21 protein-coding genes are annotated in these 19,615 nt (G+C 58.5%); 6 read left to right on the forward strand and 15 right to left on the reverse strand.

Annotation, left to right across the window (positions count from 1 at the left end; all coding sequences use genetic code 11):
* Positions 1-330: 330 nt before the first annotated feature.
* Together EKL02_RS06790 and fdxA are read right to left on the reverse strand one after the other, a co-directional pair.
* On the reverse strand, positions 331-1,437 hold the full coding sequence (locus EKL02_RS06790) for an NAD(P)/FAD-dependent oxidoreductase (protein ID WP_241687811.1): 1,107 nt from the start codon (positions 1,435-1,437) through the stop codon (positions 331-333).
* 114 nt (positions 1,438-1,551) lie between these two features.
* Positions 1,552-1,875, reverse strand: a complete 324-nt coding sequence (fdxA, locus tag EKL02_RS06795; RefSeq protein WP_128901347.1) for a ferredoxin FdxA — start codon at positions 1,873-1,875, stop codon at positions 1,552-1,554.
* Positions 1,876-2,156: 281 nt separating this feature from the next.
* Here fdxA and EKL02_RS06800 point away from each other — a divergent pair, with 281 nt between their 5' ends.
* A complete protein-coding gene (locus EKL02_RS06800) occupies positions 2,157-3,140 on the forward strand; it encodes a D-glycerate dehydrogenase (RefSeq protein ID WP_128901348.1) in 984 nt (327 codons plus the stop codon).
* Between the two features lie 56 nt (positions 3,141-3,196).
* On the opposite strand, the gene EKL02_RS06805 is transcribed toward EKL02_RS06800, so the two are convergent.
* Both EKL02_RS06805 and EKL02_RS06810 read right to left on the reverse strand, forming a co-directional pair.
* The gene (locus EKL02_RS06805) at positions 3,197-3,451 is read right to left on the reverse strand and encodes an acyl-CoA-binding protein (RefSeq protein WP_128901349.1); all 255 of its coding nucleotides are present in this window, start codon (positions 3,449-3,451) and stop codon (positions 3,197-3,199) included.
* 5 nt (positions 3,452-3,456) lie between these two features.
* Positions 3,457-3,813, reverse strand: a complete 357-nt coding sequence (locus tag EKL02_RS06810) for an FKBP-type peptidyl-prolyl cis-trans isomerase (RefSeq protein ID WP_128901350.1) — start codon at positions 3,811-3,813, stop codon at positions 3,457-3,459.
* A gap of 97 nt (positions 3,814-3,910) precedes the next feature.
* Between EKL02_RS06810 and EKL02_RS06815 the strand changes: the two genes are divergently transcribed.
* Both EKL02_RS06815 and EKL02_RS06820 read left to right on the forward strand, forming a co-directional pair.
* The gene (locus EKL02_RS06815) at positions 3,911-4,765 is read left to right on the forward strand and encodes an EI24 domain-containing protein (protein ID WP_128901351.1); all 855 of its coding nucleotides are present in this window, start codon (positions 3,911-3,913) and stop codon (positions 4,763-4,765) included.
* A 21-nt stretch (positions 4,766-4,786) separates the two neighbouring features.
* Positions 4,787-5,587 carry a molybdopterin-binding protein gene (locus tag EKL02_RS06820; RefSeq protein ID WP_128901352.1) on the forward strand — a complete coding sequence of 267 codons (801 nt, stop codon included), beginning with the start codon at positions 4,787-4,789 and terminating at the stop codon, positions 5,585-5,587.
* A 113-nt stretch (positions 5,588-5,700) separates the two neighbouring features.
* Here EKL02_RS06820 and phaP read toward each other — a convergent pair whose 3' ends face one another.
* The gene (gene phaP, locus EKL02_RS06825; protein WP_128903409.1) at positions 5,701-6,261 is read right to left on the reverse strand and encodes a TIGR01841 family phasin; all 561 of its coding nucleotides are present in this window, start codon (positions 6,259-6,261) and stop codon (positions 5,701-5,703) included.
* 442 nt (positions 6,262-6,703) lie between these two features.
* On the opposite strand from phaP, the gene pbpG reads away from it, so the two are divergent.
* Positions 6,704-7,849: a D-alanyl-D-alanine endopeptidase gene (pbpG, locus tag EKL02_RS06830; protein WP_128901353.1), complete on the forward strand. Its 1,146-nt coding sequence runs from the start codon at positions 6,704-6,706 to the stop codon at positions 7,847-7,849.
* A gap of 52 nt (positions 7,850-7,901) precedes the next feature.
* Here pbpG and EKL02_RS06835 read toward each other — a convergent pair whose 3' ends face one another.
* Positions 7,902-8,684 (reverse strand): IclR family transcriptional regulator, encoded by a 783-nt coding sequence (locus tag EKL02_RS06835; protein ID WP_128901354.1) that lies wholly within the window; start codon positions 8,682-8,684, stop codon positions 7,902-7,904.
* Between the two features lie 132 nt (positions 8,685-8,816).
* On the opposite strand from EKL02_RS06835, the gene EKL02_RS06840 reads away from it, so the two are divergent.
* Together EKL02_RS06840 and EKL02_RS06845 are read left to right on the forward strand one after the other, a co-directional pair.
* On the forward strand, positions 8,817-9,218 hold the full coding sequence (locus tag EKL02_RS06840; RefSeq protein WP_128903410.1) for a diacylglycerol kinase: 402 nt from the start codon (positions 8,817-8,819) through the stop codon (positions 9,216-9,218).
* Between the two features lie 266 nt (positions 9,219-9,484).
* A complete protein-coding gene (locus tag EKL02_RS06845; RefSeq protein ID WP_241687812.1) occupies positions 9,485-10,669 on the forward strand; it encodes an acyl-CoA dehydrogenase family protein in 1,185 nt (394 codons plus the stop codon).
* Here EKL02_RS06845 and EKL02_RS06850 read toward each other — a convergent pair.
* The 9 genes from EKL02_RS06850 to EKL02_RS06890 all read right to left on the reverse strand — a co-directional run bounded on the left by EKL02_RS06850 (position 10,660) and on the right by EKL02_RS06890 (position 19,602).
* Positions 10,660-10,950 (reverse strand): gamma-butyrobetaine hydroxylase-like domain-containing protein, encoded by a 291-nt coding sequence (locus tag EKL02_RS06850; protein ID WP_128901356.1) that lies wholly within the window; start codon positions 10,948-10,950, stop codon positions 10,660-10,662. The two genes, EKL02_RS06845 and EKL02_RS06850, sit on opposite strands and share 10 nt — an antisense overlap.
* Entirely contained in the window at positions 10,951-11,928 is a 978-nt protein-coding gene (locus EKL02_RS06855; protein ID WP_128901357.1) for a HEAT repeat domain-containing protein, read from the reverse strand.
* Positions 11,929-11,938: 10 nt separating this feature from the next.
* On the reverse strand, positions 11,939-12,784 hold the full coding sequence (locus EKL02_RS06860) for an ABC transporter ATP-binding protein (protein ID WP_128901358.1): 846 nt from the start codon (positions 12,782-12,784) through the stop codon (positions 11,939-11,941).
* Positions 12,781-13,602 (reverse strand): ABC transporter permease, encoded by an 822-nt coding sequence (locus EKL02_RS06865; protein ID WP_128901359.1) that lies wholly within the window; start codon positions 13,600-13,602, stop codon positions 12,781-12,783. The genes EKL02_RS06860 and EKL02_RS06865 overlap by 4 nt, the downstream gene beginning before the upstream one ends.
* Positions 13,603-13,626: 24 nt before the next feature.
* Positions 13,627-15,027: an ABC transporter substrate-binding protein gene (locus EKL02_RS06870; protein WP_128901360.1), complete on the reverse strand. Its 1,401-nt coding sequence runs from the start codon at positions 15,025-15,027 to the stop codon at positions 13,627-13,629.
* A gap of 53 nt (positions 15,028-15,080) precedes the next feature.
* A complete protein-coding gene (locus EKL02_RS06875; RefSeq protein ID WP_128901361.1) occupies positions 15,081-15,314 on the reverse strand; it encodes a ferredoxin family protein in 234 nt (77 codons plus the stop codon).
* A gap of 11 nt (positions 15,315-15,325) precedes the next feature.
* Complete coding sequence (locus EKL02_RS06880; RefSeq protein WP_128901362.1) at positions 15,326-17,080, reverse strand: fumarate reductase/succinate dehydrogenase flavoprotein subunit; 1,755 nt, start codon at positions 17,078-17,080, stop codon at positions 15,326-15,328.
* 2 nt (positions 17,081-17,082) lie between these two features.
* Positions 17,083-17,880 (reverse strand): GntR family transcriptional regulator, encoded by a 798-nt coding sequence (locus EKL02_RS06885; protein WP_128901363.1) that lies wholly within the window; start codon positions 17,878-17,880, stop codon positions 17,083-17,085.
* Positions 17,881-18,102: 222 nt separating this feature from the next.
* On the reverse strand, positions 18,103-19,602 hold the full coding sequence (locus EKL02_RS06890) for an amidase (RefSeq protein WP_128901364.1): 1,500 nt from the start codon (positions 19,600-19,602) through the stop codon (positions 18,103-18,105).
* Positions 19,603-19,615: the final 13 nt, after the last annotated feature.

The following is a 19,615-nucleotide window of genomic DNA, read 5'->3' on the forward strand; positions in this document are numbered from 1 at the left end:
TCAACTAAATTATGGCTATTGCAAGTGAAATCAATGACTTAACGCTCTTTTATGGTGCAAGGCTTTCCATTCCGATGATGACATCGTCATAAAAAGGTAATCAATCCGCCACGAGTCGCCTGCCATCCAGACTGCCTGGCCAATGCCATTTATGGGTGGCCAAAAGCTTTATTCCGGCTTGGAAATTCACCATTCATGGCGACATGCTCTCATGGAGCAGTGCAGCATGATTCATGCCAGATATCGCTGGTAAATCGGCCAGGCAATAAAAAAGCGCTCCCTGGCTTGTCCCGCCAGGGAGCGCTTCTGAAGCGATGCCAGGACGTCTTATTAATCGAATACCGGCGTCTCCACGCCCAGGATCTTGTGCAGCTTGGGCGAGGTGGTGGTGTATTGCATGTGGATCTTCTTTTCCGGGAAGATGTAAGGTGCGGCCCCGAATGCTGCCAAAGCCGCTTCGTGGAAGCCGGAAAGAATGAGTTTTTTCTTGCCCGGATAGGTGTTGATATCGCCCACTGCGAAAATGCCCGGAACATTCGTCTCGAACTTTTCGGTATCCACGACTTTCAATTGCTTGCGCTCGATATCCAGGCCCCACTCGGCGATCGGGCCGAGCTTGGGCGACAGGCCGAAGAACACCAGCAGGTAGTCCAGAGGCAGGCGGCGCGTGACGCCATCGGCACCGGTGACCTTGATTTCCGTGAGTTGCTCGTCTTTCGATTCAAAACCGCTGACCTGGCCCACCAGGAATTGCATTTCAAATTCTTCGCACAATTCCTTCATCTTGGCGACCGAAGCGGGCGCGGCACGGAAATCCTCGCGACGATGCAGCAGGATGACGGATTCGGCCTTGCCGACGAAGTTCAGGGCCCAGTCCAGCGCGGAGTCGCCGCCGCCGCAAATGACAATGTTCTTGCCATGGAAACGGTTCGGATCCTTGACGCGGTAAAACACCTGATTGCCTTCGAACTGTTCGATGCCATCCACCTTGATCGTGCGCGGCTGGAAAGAGCCGACGCCGGCGGCGATGAAGATCGTCTTGGTGATGAAGCGGGTGCCAAGCGAGGTTTCAACATTGAAACGACCGTCTTCGCGTTTTTCGACGATCGTGACTTCCTGGTTCAGGTGGAAGGTCGGTTCGAACGGCTCGATCTGCTTCAGCAGGTTGTCAGTCAGTTCCTGGCCGGTGCACACTGGCACGGCAGGGATGTCATAGATTGGCTTGTCAGGATACAGTTCGACGCACTGGCCGCCAACGACTGGCAGCGAGTCGATGACATGCGCCTTGATTTCCAGGAGGCCAAGTTCGAATACCTGGAACAGGCCAACCGGGCCGGCGCCAATGATGACGGCATCGGCTTCGATCGGTGCCTTGGTCGATCCGGGTTGGGCATTGGGGGCTAGGGTCGAGGCATCGAGGCCGGCACTGGTTTCCATACGACTGTCAAATTCCTGTGTAATTGAAGGAGCGAAAAAGCCGGCAAACTGCCACCGGCTTCAGGTATATCTTTGGGTGCGGCTGAAATGCTTCCGGCAAAGGACGGAGGCGTATCAGCGTTCGAGGTACTGCAATTTTTCCTTGGTGTCTTTCCATTCCTCGGCATCGGCCAGCGGTGTCGTGGTTTTGGTAATGGACGGCCACTTGCGCGCCAGGTCGATATTCAGCTTGATGAATTGCTGCTGGTCGGCCGGCACATCTTCTTCGGCATAAATCGCATTGACCGGGCATTCCGCCACGCATACCGCGCAGTCGATGCATTCGTCAGGGTCGATTGCGAGGAAATTCGGGCCTGCGCGGAAGCAGTCTACCGGACACACATCGACGCAGTCGGTATAACGACAACGGATGCAGGATTCGGTCACAACGTGGGTCATAACGGTCCTATCTACTTAATTGGGGATAAAATGGCTTGATGCGGTTGCCTGGGAGGAGCGCAGCTACTCCGGCATTCCATTGCAAAGCCTTGTATCTTAAGGCATTTTATATCTTCCCACAAACAGCGGTTATACAAATTACGCATAAGCAAATGCGCTCAGCGGTTTTTCCGCAATACCATTCCTCTGGCGAGTGGCGATAAAATGTCGTTAAGATCTTCGTAATGCATGCAATATCGCTCTTTTTGTTGGTTTGTGCACTCTTTACTGATTAATGCAGCATGAAGCCGAAAATCCTGATTGCCCGTGCCATTTTTCCCGAGATCGTGGAACGCTTATCCGACTATTTCGAGGTGCAGGCGAATCCGGGCGATGAAAGCTGGTCGCCAGCCCGGTTGCAGGAGCACTTGCGTGGCAAGCAAGGCTTGTTTTGCACCGCGGGTGAGGCGATCGGCGCCGACCTGATCCGGGCATGCCCGGAATTGAGGGTGATCGCCAACATGGCGGTCGGCTTCAACAATATCGATCTTGATGCGGCAACGCGCGCAGGCATCCTGGTCACCAATACGCCGGAATTACTGAACGAAACCACCGCCGATTTCGCCTGGGCGCTGCTCATGGCGGCTGCCCGCCGCGTCGGCGAATCGGAACGCTGGCTGCGCGATGGACAATGGCAGCGCTGGCGATATGACGCCTTCCTCGGCGCAGACCTGCATGGCGCCACGCTGGGCATTCTCGGCATGGGGCGCATTGGCCAGGCCATCGCGCGCCGCTCGCGCGGTTTTGACATGCAGGTTCTTTATCACAACCGTACGCCGTTGCCGGCCGAACTCGAAGCGCACGCCAATCACGCGCGCTATGTTGCCAGGGATGACTTGCTGGCCCGTGCCGACCACCTTGTGCTGGTGCTGCCGTATTCCGCGGCGACCCATCATGCCATCGGCGCTGCCGAGCTGGCCTTGATGAAGCCGACGGCGACGCTCGTCAATATCGCGCGGGGCGGCATCGTCGACGATGCCGCGTTGATCGCGGCGCTGCGCGAGCGGCGTATCGCTGCGGCAGGGCTGGATGTCTTCGAGAACGAGCCGGCTTTTCATCCGGACTTTCTTGCGCTGGACAATGCCGTGTTGACACCGCATATCGGCAGCGCGTCCGCTCCCACGCGTCATGCGATGGCGGCATGCGCAGCGGATAACCTGATTGCCGCATTCAGCGGGAAGGCGCCGCCCAACCTGCTGAATCCGCAAGCCTCGCGCCGCGCCTGAGCAAAAAAAACCGCACGGCACGGTGCGGTTTTTTTCGGCTGGGGTCCGGAGCCGGTTCAGGCTTTCAGCGATTCGACGATATCAATGTATTGCTGCATTGCTGCTTCCCGGGTCGTGCCTTTCAAGGCATCCCAGGCATCCCACTTGGCGCGACCGACGAAGTCGGTCATGCCCGGACGCTCGCCGGCTGCGTCGCCGCTGCTGGCTTGCTTGTAGAGGGCATAAAGCTTCAGCAGGGTCAGGTTGTCCGGGCGCTCCGGCAGATTCTTCGACTCTGCCACGGCCTGTTCAAAACTGGTTTGCAGGCTCATGTTGCTTACACGCCCAGCAGTTCGACATCGAAAATCAGGGTGGCATTCGGCGGGATCACGCCGCCGGCGCCGCGGGCGCCATATCCCAGTGCTGCCGGGATGATCAGGCGGCGCGCGCCGCCGACTTTCATGCCTTGCACGCCCTGGTCCCAGCCCTTGATGACATGGCCGGCGCCCAGCGGGAACTGGAAGGGATCGTTGCGGTCCTTGCTGGAATCGAACTTGCTGCCGGCGCTGCCGTCGGCATTTTGCAGCCAGCCGGTGTAATGCACGGTCACGTGTGCGCCGGCCGTGGCTTCCGGGCCATCGCCGACGGTAATGTCTTCGTACTGCAGTCCGGTGGAGGTCGTTATGGTGGACATGATTTTCCTTGAGGGTAGAGGTTCTGAAAGCAGGGTAGACTGACGGAATTGTAGCGAAGAATACGGAAAAAATGGGAATTGATATGGAGTTTGCCTGATGATACGACCGGTTCTGGATGCCTTTACGAGGGCGGTCGTATCGCAGTTGCACATGCGCATGCTGTTGCTGACGATCGTGCCTTTCCTGCTATCAGTCATACTCTGGGGTGTCGTGCTGTTTTTCAGTTTACAGCCGTTATATGACTGGGTGCATGCCTACTTCACCGGGCACGACTTGTTCGGCATGGTCGGCAGCTGGTTGGATGCCGTGGGCGCCGGCTTCGCCACGTACGTCATGGTGCCGCTGGTGGCGATGTGGGTATTGCTGCCCCTGATGATCCTCACCGCCCTGGCTTTCATTGCGCTGTTCGCCATGTCCTCGATCATCCGCCACGTGGCCAGCCGCCATTACCCGCAGCTGGAGCGGCGCCAGGGCGGCAACATCTGGGGCAGCCTGTGGCTGTCGCTGTATTCATTCGTGATCTTTGCGGTGCTCTGGATCGTCAGCTTGCCGCTGGCGCTGATCCCGCCTCTGGGCCTTGTCGTCCAGTCGCTGCTGTGGGGCTGGCTGACCTACAAGGTGCTGTCCTACGACGCCCTGGCGGAACACGCCGATCCACAGGAATTTCGCGCGCTGCAACGGCGCCATCGAACCCCATTGCTGCTGATCGGCACCCTGACCGGCGCCATGGGGGCAGCACCCATGTTGCTGTGGCTGGGCGGCGCCTTGTCGGTGTTCCTGTTTCCGATATTTGCGGCTTTTTCGATCTGGCTCTACGTGCTGGTGTTTATTTTTACCGGCCTGTGGTTTACCCATTACTGCCTGGCGGCGCTGGCTGGAATGCGCATGGCAGCAGTTGCCGGTGCCGGCACGTCTGAGGCCACGCCGGTGCCCTTCAAGGATCTCAATTAACTTTTCAAGCGGGCGTACTTCATGGTTTTCGGATTGATCATCATCGGCGACGAAATCTTGTCGGGCAAGCGGGTTGACCAGCATTTTCCCAAGGTCGTGGAATTGTTTCGCGCGCGCGGCTTGCAACTTGGCTGGGCAGAGTATCTCGGCGACGACCCGGTCCGCATTACCGCGACCTTGCGGCGCACCCTGGCCAGCGGCGATATCGTATTTTCCTGCGGCGGCATCGGTGCTACGCCCGATGACCATACCCGCCAATGCGCGGCAGCGGCGCTCGGCTTGCCATTGGCATTGCATCCGGAAGCGAAAGTCCTGATCCAGGAGCGCATCGCCGACACGGCGCGGGAGGCCGGACGCGAAATGGATTTGCAGGCGCCGGACAATCTGCATCGCCTCAAGATGGGCGAGTTCCCGCAGGGAGCGCAAATTATTCCGAATCCCTACAACAAGATCCCGGGCTTTACCGTGCGCGGCGCAGGCGAGGGCGCGCACCATTTCGTGCCCGGTTTCCCCGTCATGGCATGGCCCATGATCGAGTGGGTCCTGGATAATCATTATTCCGCCCTGTTTCACCAGGCGCCGTGGCTGGAGCGTTCTGTCATGGTGTTCGGCGCGATGGAGTCGAGCCTGACGCCACTGATGGAAGCCATCGAGGCGCAATACCCGCTGGTGAAAGTATTCAGTCTGCCCAGTGTGGCGGATGCCCGTAACCGCGCCCGTATCGAGCTGGGAGTCAAGGGGGAACCGGAGCAAACTGCGGCGGCATTTGTCAGCCTGCTGGCGGGGCTGGACCGGTTTGGCGCCGAATACCTGCACGCCTGAACGCTAAAAAAGATTCGGGCCTGCCGGACAATGCTTTCTATGCATTGTCCGGCAGGCCCGTTTGCCTTCAGTCGCTTGCCGCCCCGCATCTGCAGGGCGGACGCTGCGCTGGATTACTTCTTGGCTTTGGCAGTCTTGGTTGCAGCTTGCGAGATCTGGGTCACTGCAGTGTTCAAGTTGGTTTCCAGGGCTTCGACAGCTTGCTTGGTCGACTGGGCCAGTTGCTCGTAGCTGGCGTTGGCCGTGCCAAAAGCCGACTTGACCAGGGCGATCACATTTTCCGAACCGGCCGGAGCATTCTTGCTGGCTTCTTCGATCAGGGCCAGAACCTTGCGGTTGGCTTCGGCAACTTGTTCTTCAGCAGCCTTGGTGAATTCAGCTTGGGCGCTGGAAGCGATGTTGGCAACATGACGGCCATAGGCCAGCGCTTTTTCTGCGCTCGGCTGTGCTTGCGCTGCCAGCAGCGTGGAGAGTTCTTGCGGGTCTTTAGCGGCCAGCAATTGCTTGGCAGCGGAATTCGAATCTTCCAGCGACGACTTGACGGCGGTCAGGTTCAGGTCAACCAGTTTTTCAACGCTTTCAAAAGCCTTGTTGGTCAGGGACGTGATCAGGGCGATTTGCGCTTCGAAATTGGCTTTGGTAGCAGCAGCGAATTGGTCTTGATTCGGGAACAGTTGGTTCGACATGGCAATTCCTTAAGTAAGTTAATTGATAATAAACAAGGGCAAAAATTTAATTGTGCACCGCAACAAACTCTATTCTAAATACAATTTTCAGCATGTCAAGGATTTTTTTGTGCAGTGCACTATAAATTTGTTTGTAAAAACCACAAACATAATCTTGTGTTTTAGATAGTTATTGTTTGGAAATTAATGTCTTTATGATTTAAATCAATCATTTGCTGGCATCTGATTTCCCCTCCAAGGAACTACCACGGCGATTTACTCGATAATTAATTTTCATTCAAGCAAGTTTAAATGTCCATTTGAAACTAGTTGCTATCTAGAATATTGTTTAATTGAGGAGGCTAAGCCCTTCATTCTCTTGCAGATTTTCATTATTTTGCTACACTGCACTAATTGAACATCTGTAACAGTCTGAATCGGAGCCGGCCAAATGGGTAAGTCTGGGCTAGGGATATTTTTTTCACTGGTTTTTCTTTGCTCCATCGCGGGCAGTGCCTCTGCCGCCACAGGGAATGCGTCGGGCGCAACCCGCGCGGGAACCAAGAAAGCGGTGGTGAAAAAATCCGCCGCCAAACCTGTAGCCGGCAAGCGCAAGCCCGCCGCTGCCAAGCCTTCCCGCAAGCGCACCAGCTTCGTCGCACACAGCGGCAGCGACAAGATCGTCAAGCAAGTCAATGTGGTGAATGGCAAGCGCCAGGTCACCTATGAGCAAGTCAAGGCGCGTCCAGTCATGCGTGCCGACATGCCGGCGTCGCGCACTGCCGGAGATCTGGCTGGCTTGAGCCATGCGCCTGATCCGCTCGACCTGAAATCCAATGTGGCCCTCGTGCTGGATCAATCGAATTCGCAAGTCCTGTTTGAAAAGAATTCCAATATCTCTTTGCCGATTGCTTCGATTACCAAGTTGATGACCGGGTTGATCGTTGTCGATTCGCGACAAAACAAGGATGAAATCCTGCAAATCACCTCGGACGATATCGACCGGGAAAAAAACAGTGGTTCCCGCCTGGCAGTCGGCACTCAGCTATCACGGGCCAGCCTTTTGCATCTGGCGCTGATGAGTTCGGAAAACCGCGCGGCTTCGGCGCTGGGACGCAACTATCCTGGCGGCTTGCCGGCATTTGTCTCGGCGATGAATGCCAAGGCCAGGGCATTGGGAATGAACGACACGCATTTTGTCGATTCCAGCGGTTTATCGAGCCGTAACGTTGCGAGCGCACATGACTTGGCCAAGCTGGTCGGGGCGGTGCAAAAATACCCTATCCTGGGACAGTATTCAACGGTGCCGGAATCGGTGGTGGACGCCGGCGGCAGGACGCTGCAGTACAGGAATACCAATCAGCTGGTGCGCAATCCATCCTGGGAAATCGGCTTGCAAAAGACAGGGTATATATCCGAAGCCGGGCGCTGCCTGGTAATGCAAACGGTGATTGAGGGCCGTTCGATCGTGATGGTGTTCCTCGACTCCAAGGGCAAGCTGTCGCGTATTGCCGATGCCGGCCGGATCCGCAAATGGATTGAAAACATCAAGCCGCACGCGACCTCGACTGCAGCACGGGCGGACCTGAATGGCTGAATCCAGGGCGTATCGATAAAAAAAGCGAACCGTATGGTTCGCTTTTTTTTTATCATGATTGCGAAACGTACCCCAGCACCGAGGAAATCTGTCCCGCCGTATTGGTCAGGTCATCCAGCCATTCTTCCTGCAGGCGGTCAGTCGGCGCCGAGATCGACAGGCCGGCAATCAGGCGGCCGGAATCGTCGCGGATGCCGGCGGCCATGCAGCGCACGCCCAGTTCCAGTTCTTCATTGTCGCGCGCGTAGCCGAGGGCGCGGACCTGGCTTAATTCGCGCTCCAGCTTGGCCAGGTCGGTGATCGAGTTTTTGGTCTGGCCCGCCAGGCCGGTGCGTGTAGCGTAAGCGCGCACGGTCTTCGGGTCGTCCACCGAGAGAAACAGCTTGCCGGTCGAGGTCAGATGCAGCGGCGCGCGGCCGCCAATGGCGCGCACGACCTGCATGCCGGAGCGTTCGGAAAAGGAACGGTCGATATACACGATTTCATCGCCCTGGCGTACCGACAGGTTGATCGTCTGGTTCGTCTTGCGGTGCAGGCCGCGCATGAAATCGAGCGCCGCTTCCCGCACGTTGATGCGGCTCTTGACGATATTGCCGAGCTCCAGCAGACGCATGCCAAGGCGGTACGAGCCAGGTTCGGAACGGTCCACGAAGCGCTTCAGCACGAGGTCATTCAAAATCCGGTGCGCGGTCGAAGGATGTAGTCCGGTGGCAACTGCAAGGTCTTTCAAGCTTACCGGATCGGGCTGTTCTGCCAGCGCATCGAGCAACGCTACCATGCGTTCGATCACCTGGATCGAGGTTTTATCTGTCTCAGCCGTGGAATCGGTTTTCATAGGGTGAAAATGTAATGCAATGATCCTTTATACCATAATGTGAAAAAATCAAAAAGGGTTGAATTGACGAATGCAGCTGCGCTTCGCCTGCTAAAATCGCCCCTTTGTCGAACGCAAGCCATCAAAACAACAATGTCTGAGCACGAACCGTCTTTTAGCGAATTCAAGAGCAAAAGTGGGCTAAAGCGTATTGCTTCCGCCATTCTTTATTCCATGGCAGGCTTTAAAGCAGCCTGGCTACATGAACATGCTTTCCGTCAGGAATTGATGTTGGCGATTCCAGGCACCTTCATTGCCCTCTTGTTGCCGGTATCTCGGCTGGAAAAACTGGCCCTGGTCGGGGTCCTGATTCTGGTCCTGATCGTCGAATTGATGAATTCTTCCATTGAGGCAATCGTTGATCGCGTCTCGCTGGAGCGCCATCCCTTGTCGAAAAATGCCAAGGATCTCGGCAGCGCCGCAGTGTTTCTCGCCATGTCGATGGCATTCGTGACCTGGATGGTGATCGTGCTGCCGGTGTTCTGGCACGGCTGAAATTTCTCTTCGCCGCCATGTGATGCGTTGTTTGCTAGACGCGAGCGATGCCTCGTCTTGCATATGGATATGCGGAATCCTTCGTTGTCCTGTTTTCTGTTCTTCCCTACCATCGAGCCATTCCTGATGATTCCGGTTGCCATTGCTGCTGCCGGGTCAGCGGAGTTCGTCAATACTGGAATGGCTAGGACATGGGACAAGTACCAAAATTGAACGCGTTGCGCCGACCAGCGCCATCGGTTTCCACCTGCAAATCACTGCATCTCGTGCGACGCGATTTCGGTGCGTTTACCGAGACCGTGGAAGCGACCGCGGCAGTGCTGGCGCTCACAGCTCCCGAACGCGACCATTGCGGCGGCACCGCCTGGGCCGAGCGCGAGGCCTTGCGCGACAGCGGCTTGCTGACGCTGGCAGTGCCGGCGGAATTCGGCGGCCCGCAGGCACCCTGGCCGTTGATTTATCAAGTTATCCGGCGTTTCGCCGAAGTGGATAGCTCGCTTGCGCATTTGTTCGGTTTCCAGCAATTGCAAATTGCCAGCATCACCCTGTTCGGCAATCCCGCACAGAAATGCCGTTACCTCGGCAAGTCAGTGGCGGCCGGCTGGTTCTGGGGCAATGCAACCAATGGGCTGGATAACCGTACATCCCTGGTCTGGCGGGAAGACGATGGCGGCTACTATGAATTGAACGGTACCAAGTCATTCTGCTCAGGGGCGACAGGTTCCGACATGCTCAACGTGACCGCGCCCAGCCCGGAAAATCCCGCCGAGCGGGTGTTTTTTTCGATCCCGACCAGTCGTGCCGGCATCCAGGTCCATGACGACTGGGACAACCTGGGCCAGCGACAGACGGACAGCGGCACAGTCACGTTCGAGCAGGTGCGTGTCGAACGCGACGAAGTGCTGGGGCCGCCGGGTACGGCAGGCACGCCGCGGGCGACCCTGCGCACGCTGGTGTCGCAACTGATCCTGATTGAAATTTACGTTGGCAATGCCCAGGGGGCGCTGCTGAATGCCTGGAAGTACACGCACGAGCATGGCCGCCCCTGGGTTTCTTCGGGAGTCGAGCGGGCAATCGATGACCCGTTTACGCAGCAGCATTATGGCGACTTGTGGATCGCCCTGCGCGGGTCGATTGCCATGGCCGAAGCCGCCGCAAGCCGGTTGCAGGCGGCGTGGGAGCGCGGCGATGACTTGAGCACTGAAGAGCGAGGGGCGGTCGCATTGGCGGTCTACGAGGCCAAAATTGTCGCCGCCCGGGCTGCGCTGGAGATCACCTCGAAGATATTCGACGTCATGGGTGCGCGCGCCACGGCAGCAAAATTCGGCTTTGACCGTTTCTGGCGCAATGTGCGCGTGCATACCCTGCATGATTCGCTTGACTACAAGCTGAAGGATGTCGGCCAGTGGGTGCTGACCGGCGAAGTGCCGGTGCCGTCGATCTATTCCTGATTCAGTTCCTTCAGATATACCCACGGAAAAATCCCGCGGTCGTGGCCGTCGCTGAAAACGATTTGTGCAGCGTAGCGGCCCACCAGGCGGACATCCCGGATGCTGGGCGGTGTCGCGCTCGCCGCATGATTCTTGCCTCGCTGTCGCAGGCTTTTGCATTCGGCGCAGGGACAGTGGTGCCGCAGCAGCGCGCTATCCAGCCGCTGTAGGGTGTCATCATCCCATGCAATTTCGAGCAGCCCGGCATTCTTGTCGCTGCGTAGCGCTTGTGGATACGGCATCTAGGGTGTCCCCGGGCTGGTCGCCGCATGAATCTGCCCGATCGCCAGGCGCACCGACTTGCGCACTTCGGGATCGGGATCGGCCTGCAGGTTTTCCAGCGCTGGCAGCGCGGATGGCAGGCCAATCTCACCCAGCGCCAGTGCGGCTTCCTTGCGCAAATTGCTGTTTTCATGTTCGAGCACGCGTACAAGCCCCGGCACCGCAGCCGTGCTGCGCAAGCGGCCAAGACTGCGCGCGGCGCGCAGGCGTGTTTGCCAATAGCTGTCTTCCAGCGCTTCAATCAGGCGTGGCGCGGCTTCGGCAAAACGCAGTTTGCCCAGTGTCGTCGCCGCTTCCTCGCGCACTTGCCATGCCGGGTCGCGCAGCGCCGACAGCAGTGCCGGCAGTACCGATGCGTCGGTGGCATAGCCGAGCGCACCGACCGCGCCACGGCGCACGTCGGCATCGGCATCGCCGGCGGCGATCCCGGTCAGCGGCGTCAACGCGGCTGGCTGCTTCAGATAGCCAAGCACGCCAACAGCTTCACGGCGCACCGTCGGGGCGTCGCTGCTCAAGGCGGCTAGCGCGGGGTCGAAACTTTCCGGTACGCGCAGTTCGCGCAAGGCGCGCAAAACGGCCACGAGCACGAAAGGATCGGCAGCGCCTGCATGCGGCAGCAGCAAACTTGCCGATGCCGGATTTTTCAATTCGCTCAGGCTGTGCGCGGCCGCTTCCCGCACTTCACGGTCGGCATCGTTTAACAGCGTAACCAGGCCGGCAACGCTGGCATCGGTTTCAAACGCCTCAAGCGCCCTTGCGGCTTCGGCGCGAACCGGGGCATACGCGTCGCGCAAGGCATCGATGAAAAGCCCGGCATGTTCATCGCCAGCAATATCCGTCAAATCGAGGAGGGCGATGCGGCGCACTTCACGGTCCGGCGACTGCAGCCGACCCTGGATATCCCGGATTTCCGGATCGTCATTAAATACGGTACTCACTTTTTTATCCTTAAATTGCAAATTGCAACTGGCTTGCCTGCACAGCACCCAAGGGACTCAGGCGCTCCAGCGGCTCGACGTTCGCTTCCGGGTGCAGCAATGCCATGCAATGCCGCTTCAATTGGGTGAATCGGCTCGATGTCAGCAATTCCGCATTGCGCGGGCGGGCAAATTCGAGCGGGATTTCTTCGATAATGCGCCCGGGGCGGGGGCTCATTACCAGAATGCGGTCAGCCAGGAACAGCGCTTCATCGATGTCGTGGGTGATGAAGACGATGCTGGTCTGGATGCGTGCCCAGACTTCGAGCAACAGTTCCTGCATCTTGAGCCGTGTTTGCGCATCCAGCGCGCCGAATGGCTCATCCATCAGCATCACGCGGGGATGATTGATCAGCACGCGGGCGATTTCCACGCGTTGCTGCATGCCGCCGGAGAGCTGCACCGGATAGACGTTTTCAAAGCCTTCCAGCCCCACCAGCTTGAGCAGGTCACGGGCTTGCTGGAGGCGCTGGCGGCGCGGGATGCCTTTCATTTTCAGGCCGAAGGCGACGTTTTCCACGACTTTCTTCCATGGAAAGAGCGTGTGATGCTGGAACACGAGGCCGCGGTCAGGATGCGGTCCGATGACAGGCAGCCCATCGACGCGGATGCTGCCCTGGCTCGGCGCAAGATGGCCTGCAAGGGCGCCAAGCAGGGTTGACTTGCCGCAGCCGGAAGGCCCCAGTATGCAAATGAATTCACCTGGTGCGATGGAAATCGAGACGTTTTGCACGGCTTCGAATTCCTGCTTGCCTGTGCCCAGGCGGATATGCACCTGGTCGATTTCGATCTTTCCCTGGCTTGCGTTGTTGCTCATGATTTTTTCCTTTGCAGCAGATACCAGGGCATCAGCGCATTGCCGATTTTCTTGACCAGCGCGCTGCTGCCCATGCCGATGACGCCAATGAACAGCATGCCCACCACGATTTCGGCATAGTTCTGGATGGTGTACGAAGCCCAGGTGTAATAACCGATGCCGAACTGGCCGGAGATCATCTCAGCCGTCACCAGGCAAAACCAGGCGGTCCCCATGCCGATCGACAGGCCGGTCACGATGTTGGGCGCGGCCGCCGGCAGGATCACTTCCGTGAAGATGGCGCGCCGTCTGCCTCCTAGGCTGCGGGCGGAGGCGATCAGGCGCGCATCGACCCCTTCCACGCCGTGGATGGTGTTGAGCAAGATCGGGAACAGCGCGCCGATGAAGGTAATGTAGATCATCGACATTTCCGAAGAGGGAAACATCAGGATGGCAAGCGGAATCCAGGCAACCGCCGGAATCGGGCGCAACACTTCGAGAGGTGGCAACAGCACATCCTCCAGCCAGCGCGAGCGGCCGATCACCAGGCCCAGCAGGACGCCGGCCACCGCGGCGCCGGCAAATCCGGCAAACACGCGATACACGCTGGCCGACAGATGCTGCATCAGCTTGGGCGACTCGATCAGGTCGAGCGCCGCCTGCAGCACATCCTTGGGCGAGGGAACATTCTGGAATGTCACCAGGCCCAGATTGACGTGCCGGGACGATGCCCATTGCCATGCCAGGATGCAGACGGCAATGGATGCCACCCGCAGCAGCAGGCGTGCGGCCAGTTGCAGGTTCGCTGCACCGGGAATATTGAGGCGCGTGCTGGTCATGTCAGGACTCCGCTTGCTTATCGATCAGCTGGAAATGCCGGCCTTGGCAGTGTCAAAATCCAGCACCTTGCCCTTGTTTTTCTGGGCCCAGGCTTCGGCGGATGCCTTCAGCAGGAACGCGCTGATTTCATTCTTGCCGTTGACTACGAACCAGGCATCGCCGGCCAGCAGCTTCAGCCCGGTTTCGCGGTCATGGGCATACACGGTGCGGATCTTCTTGCCTGCTTTTTCCAGCTTGCGGGCTTCGGCAAAGGCGGTTTCCGCGGTTGCATAATGGCGCACCAGCGGTTCGTTTTCGACCCAAATCTGTGCGACGCGCTTGGGATCGGTGATTGCCTTGCCGGTGACGGCATCTTTCGCAGTCAGCGGTAGCTTGGCGTAATTTTTCAACTGGGCATCATAGTTCAGGCCGGTCTGTTTGAATGCGGCGCGGATGTACTGGTCATCAATGAAGGCATTGGCATCGATATCGCTGTCGGTGCGTTTGAGCAGGCGCAGGGTTTCGATCGACGTCTTCACTGCCTGGCGGTATTCCGGTTTCCAGCTCAGGTCGCGGGTTTGCAAGCCGAGCGGGCCATGGAACAGGTAATTGACCTCGGCTTCAATACCGGTAACCTTGGCAATCAGTTCGCTGTATTTTTCCGGCTCGGCCGCGATCAGGCGGTCCGCTTCAAGCGCAGCGCGCAGATAGGCAACCACGATTTCCGGGTATTTCTTGGCATAGTCGGCATCGACCAGGCTGCCGTGCATGGTCGGTGCATTGGCTTGGGAGCCATCGAAAATCTTTCGGGCATAGCCGCGGTGCGGGAACAGCTCAGCGAACGGCACGAAGTCGGCGTGCGCTTCGATCTTGTTGCTCTGGAGGGCAGAGCCTGCAACTTCCGGCGACTGCGTCGTGATGGTCACGTCCTTTTCCGGATCCCAACCCTGGGCCTTGATGGCGCGCAGCAGCATGCCATGTGAAGTCGAGGCGAACGGAACGGAAATCGTCTTGCCTTTCAATTCCGAGATTGACTGCACCGGCGAGGATTTCGGCACCACGATGCCGTTGCCGCTGCCCAGGGTGCTGCCTGAGAGGACATTGATGAAGATACTCTGTTTGCCGGCTTTTTGGTGCGCAGCGCCGTTGAACGAGCCCGGGAAGTCGGCCATCGAGCCGAAGTCGAGCTTGCCGGCGACCATTTCATTGGTCAGCGGCGCGCCGGAGGTGAAGTTTTTCCATTGGATGTCATATTGCGCATCCTTGTACTTGCCGTCACGCGGCAGGTATTTTTCCAGCAGTTTCAGTTCGCGGATCAGCAGGCCGCCAGTGGCGCAATTGATGGTGGTATCCTGTGTGCCAATCGCGATGCGGATGGCTTCGGCATTGGCGCTGCCAAAGGCGAGTATCAGGGCCAGGCCCAGCAGTTTTTTGTGCAGTTGCATTTAATTCTCCCAAAGAGGTTGTTTTCGGATTACTTCTACTTCAAGGCACTTCATTAACGCAGCAAATACGGGATATCGACATGGATGGCGCCGGTAGGACAATCTTTCTCGCACGGCATGCAGTACCAGCATTCATCGAATTTCATGTAAGCCTTGCCTTTGACGAGGTCGATTGCCAGCACGTCGAGCGGGCAGACATCGACGCAGACGGTGCAGCCTTTGTCGGCGATGCATTTTTCTTCATCGACCCTGACCGGGACGCTGGTGATATTGATGGCGGTTGGCATGGTCTTCTCTTTCAGGCTGCGGCATGCGCCTGGTTGCTGGTTGGCGTCGCGGCTTCCTTGTTGATGCGCAAACGCTGGTAGGCTGTTCTTTCATTTTCATCGAGCGCGACGATGTAAGGCTCAATGGCTCTCTTGAAGCAAGTCATCTGTTCCTTGTCCTTCTTCAACTGGACATGGACGAACCAGTCCTGGTCATTGCGTTCCGGGTAATCGACGCGGTTGTGATACAGGCCCCAGCGGCTTTCGGTGCGATACAGCGATGCCCGCGCCGCCATTTCGGCGCAATCGCGGATGGCATGCACTTCCAGTGCGCGCATCAGTTCATGCGGGTTGTTGGCCTGGAGGCGGTCCAGGTCTTCGCGGATCGCTTCGAAACGGGATAAGCCAATTTCCATCTTGCGGGTCACCTTCGGCGGCTGCAGGTAATCGTTGACCATGCGGCGCAACTTGTATTCCACCTGGTTCGGCGGCAAGCCATCCTGGCGCGACAACGGCGCCCATACGCGCTGGCGCTCCCGATCGACCTGGCCCTGGTCGATCCCGGGCAGCGGCTTTTCGGCGCAATAGCGCGCCGCGCTTTCGCCGGCGAGCTTGCCGTAGACGAATGCGCCCAGCATGTAGTTGTGCGGCACGCACGCCATGTCGCCGGCGGAGTACAGTCCGGCCACCGTGGTTTCGGCATGTTCGTTGACCCATACGCCGGAGGCGGAATGGCCACTGCAGAAGCCGATCTCGGAAATGTGCATTTCCACCATCTGCTCGCGATAATTGGTGCCACGCCCTTCATGGAAGCGGCCGCGGCTCGGCCGTTCATTCGTATGCAGGATGTGTTCGATGGTGCTGATGGTTTCGTCGGCCAGATGGTTCAGTTTCAGGAACACCGGGCCATTGCCGCCCTGCAGTTCGTTATAAAACTCCTGCATCATCTGGCCGCTCCAATAGTCGCTCTCGATGAAGCGCTCGCCCTTGTTGTTGGTGGTGAAGCCACCGAACGGGCCCGTCACGTAGGCGCAGGCCGGGCCGTTGTAATCCTTGATCAGCGGATTGATCTGGAAGCATTCGAGGCCGGAGAGTTCGGCGCCGGCGTGATACGCCATGCTGTAGCCATCGCCGGCATTGGTCGGATTTTCATAGGTGCCGAAGAGGTAGCCGGAAGCGGGCAGGCCGAGCCGGCCGGCGGCGCCGGTGGACAGCACCACGGTCTTGGCGCGGATCACATGAAAGTCGCCGGTGCGGCAATCGAAGGCCATGGCGCCGGCGATGCTGCCGTCGTCGGCGGTCAAGAGACGGGTCGCGACCAGGCGGTTGGTAATTTCGACGCGCAGGCGCTTCAGGCGCCGGTACAGCACTTTCTTGATGTCGTGGCCTTCCGGCATCGGCAATACGTAGGTGCCCATGTGGTGCACCTTGCGCATGGCGTAGTCGCCGGTTTCATCCTTTTCAAATTTCACGCCCCAGCGGTCGAGTTCCTCGATCATCGGGAAACTGTTTTGCGCATAGGCCATCAGGGTCTTTTGATTGACGATGCCGTCGTTGGCGGTCGTGATTTCCTTGACGTACTGCTCTGGCGTGGCAAATCCAGGCACGACGGCGTTATTCAAGCCATCCATCCCCATCGAAATGGCGCCGCTGCGCTTGACGTGGGCCTTTTCCAGCAAGAGCACGCGCAGTTTTGGATTGGCTTCCTTGGCCTTGGCTGCTGCCATCGGCCCGGCAGTGCCGCCGCCGATGACGAGCACGTCAACAGTTTGAATATGAGTTTCCATGTTTACTTCCTTGTTGGTGCGGGGGCATTCCCCGTAATTGGATGCAAGGGCTGGGTGGCGCCATGTCGGGCAATCTGCAGCCGGTATTGGAATGCATCGCCGCGAAAATACAGAAATTCGAAATCCAGCGGTTTGCCGTCGGCGCCGTGCGTCAGGCGCTCGATGCGCAGCAGCGCGGTACCTTGCTTAACCTGCAGGGCGAGCGCAAGGTGGGCATCGGCAGGCAGGGCGTCGATCTGCAATTCGGCATGCCCGAGGGCGATGCCGTAATCCTTCTCGAGAATCAGGAAAATGTCACGGCCAGCCAGGTCTTCCTGGCGCAGCCGCTCACCGATTGCATGCGGCAGGTAGGTGATATCGAGCGATACGGGGGCGCTGTCGAGATGTCGTATGCGCCTGATTTCTGTGACCTGCGTGCCAGGCGCGATTTCCAGTTGCTGCGCAATGTGCTGCGTGGCGGCGACGGTGGCGTGGCTGATAACGCGGTTGTGGACGGCGTAGCCCTTGCCGGACATCGCTTCGGCAAACCCTTCCAGCTGGGTCAGCTCCTGAGTTGCCTTGGGCTTCGATACAAAAGTTCCCTTGCCGGGAATCTTGAAAATGACGCCTTCGTTTTGCAAGTCGCCCAGCGCCTGGCGCACGGTGATGCGGCTGACACCGAAGATGCGGCTGATTTCGCTTTCGGCCGGCAGTCTTGCATGGGGCGCATAGGTGCCATCAACGATGCGCTCACGCAGGCTTTGCTTGACCTGGGTATAGAGCGGGACCGGTGAGGCTTCAATGGCACGAAAGGAATTCATTGCAAGAACTTGATTTCGAACCTGTCATGACAGGTTATGAGTGATGAGGTGAAGCGATGGTAACGGGCGACTCCCCGATTGGGAACGAATCAAATCGCAGTTGCTTATGCGGAAAATGATGGAAGCGCCAAGAGACTTTTTCTTCCTGTGGACGGACTGTGCGCTGCTGACTGTTGGCGAATGCGATCGTCGTCATTCAGCAGCGGGATCAAGACCGGGCTTTTAGCGTGGAAGATGCGAAACATGCACCGGCGGCGCGGTGTTGAACCATTGCGGCAGCAATTGTTCGAGTTGCGTGGCTACCTGCAGCAAGCGGTGTTCTTCGAACCAGCGGCCATATAGTTGTATGCCGAGCGGCAGTCCCAGTTCATCTTTTCCTGCTGGTAGGCTGATGGAAGGTATGCCGGCGTCGCTGGCCGGAATCGCGTAACGTCCGGCATCGAGCAATTCATTGGCATAGGTGTCGAAGTCGCGGTCATTCATCAGCGAGAAGGGGCCATTGGCCTTTGGCGTGCTGGCGGCAAATGCGGGCACCAGCAGCAAGTCATATTCTTCGAAGAATGCACCGAGCGCGACCATATGCAGATTATTGCTGGATTGGTGCTGCAGCACTGCGGCCTTGTCGATTTTCTGCGAAACCGCCCAGAATTTGCGCGCCATCGGCGTCAATTGTTCGACTAGTTCCTCCGGCAATTTTCCGCCATGTTCCAGCGCCCACATGGCAGGACGCATGCCCAGCCAGAAGGTGCGGAACGATGGCCAGAAACGGTTCCAGTCCGATATCTGTCCATCGCCGACTTCCTCGACATGGTGGCCGAGCGCTTGCAGATGTTTTGCCACTTCACGGGTGCGCTCGGCAACATGCGGCGCGCACGGCGTGGTGCGTCCCCATGCGCCGGTGGAGAAGCCGATGCGCAGGCGCCCGGGCGCACGAAGGGCTTCGGCGCCAAACGACAGGGCAGGTGCAGGAACCGGAATGAAGCTCTTGCCGAGCGGGCGTGCGGCAGCGGCGGCATCGAGAAACGCTGCAGTGTCGCGCACCGTGCGTGAAAATACGCCCTCGGTCATGGTTTCATTGCCGTATTCGCTGAATGACCATGGCGGCGGCAAGCGTCCGCGCGAGACTTTCAAGCCGACCAGACCAGTAAAGGCGGCCGGGATGCGCGTGGACCCGGCGCCGTCGGTCGAGTGCGCCAGCGGCACGGCGCCGGCGGCAACGAGGGCTGCGCTGCCACCCGAGGATCCGCCCGGCGTGTATTCCGGATTCCACGGGTTGCGCGTGACCTTCAGCCCGCGGTAACTGGTGGTGGTGTCATATGTCATCCCCATTTCGGCAGTCGTTGCGCGCCCGACCGCCACCAGGCCGGCACGATGCAGGTTGTTGAACAAGGGGTCGGTTCTGTCGCACAGGCGGCCCTTGCCCAGCGCCGAGCCGCTTTCGCGCAGGCGCCCGGCGATCGACGAGCCGAGATCCTTGACGAACAGCGGCACGCCCCAAAGCGCTCCGTCCTGGCTGGCGCCATCGGCGGCGGGATTCTTGACGATATCGTCGAATATCTCGAGCACGGCGCCAAGTTGCGGTTCGAGCAGGGCGGCAGCTAGTGTTGCCTGGCTCGCTGCTTCCTCTGCGGTGATCTGCCGTTCGCGGATCAATTGTGCAAGGCCGACGGCGTCGGTCCTGCCCCATTCGGTCCAGCTCAGTGCCGGATGATGCTTGCTCATGTTTGTAGTTCCT

Source organism: Janthinobacterium sp. 17J80-10 (assembly GCF_004114795.1).
Taxonomy (GTDB): domain Bacteria; phylum Pseudomonadota; class Gammaproteobacteria; order Burkholderiales; family Burkholderiaceae_D; genus Paucimonas.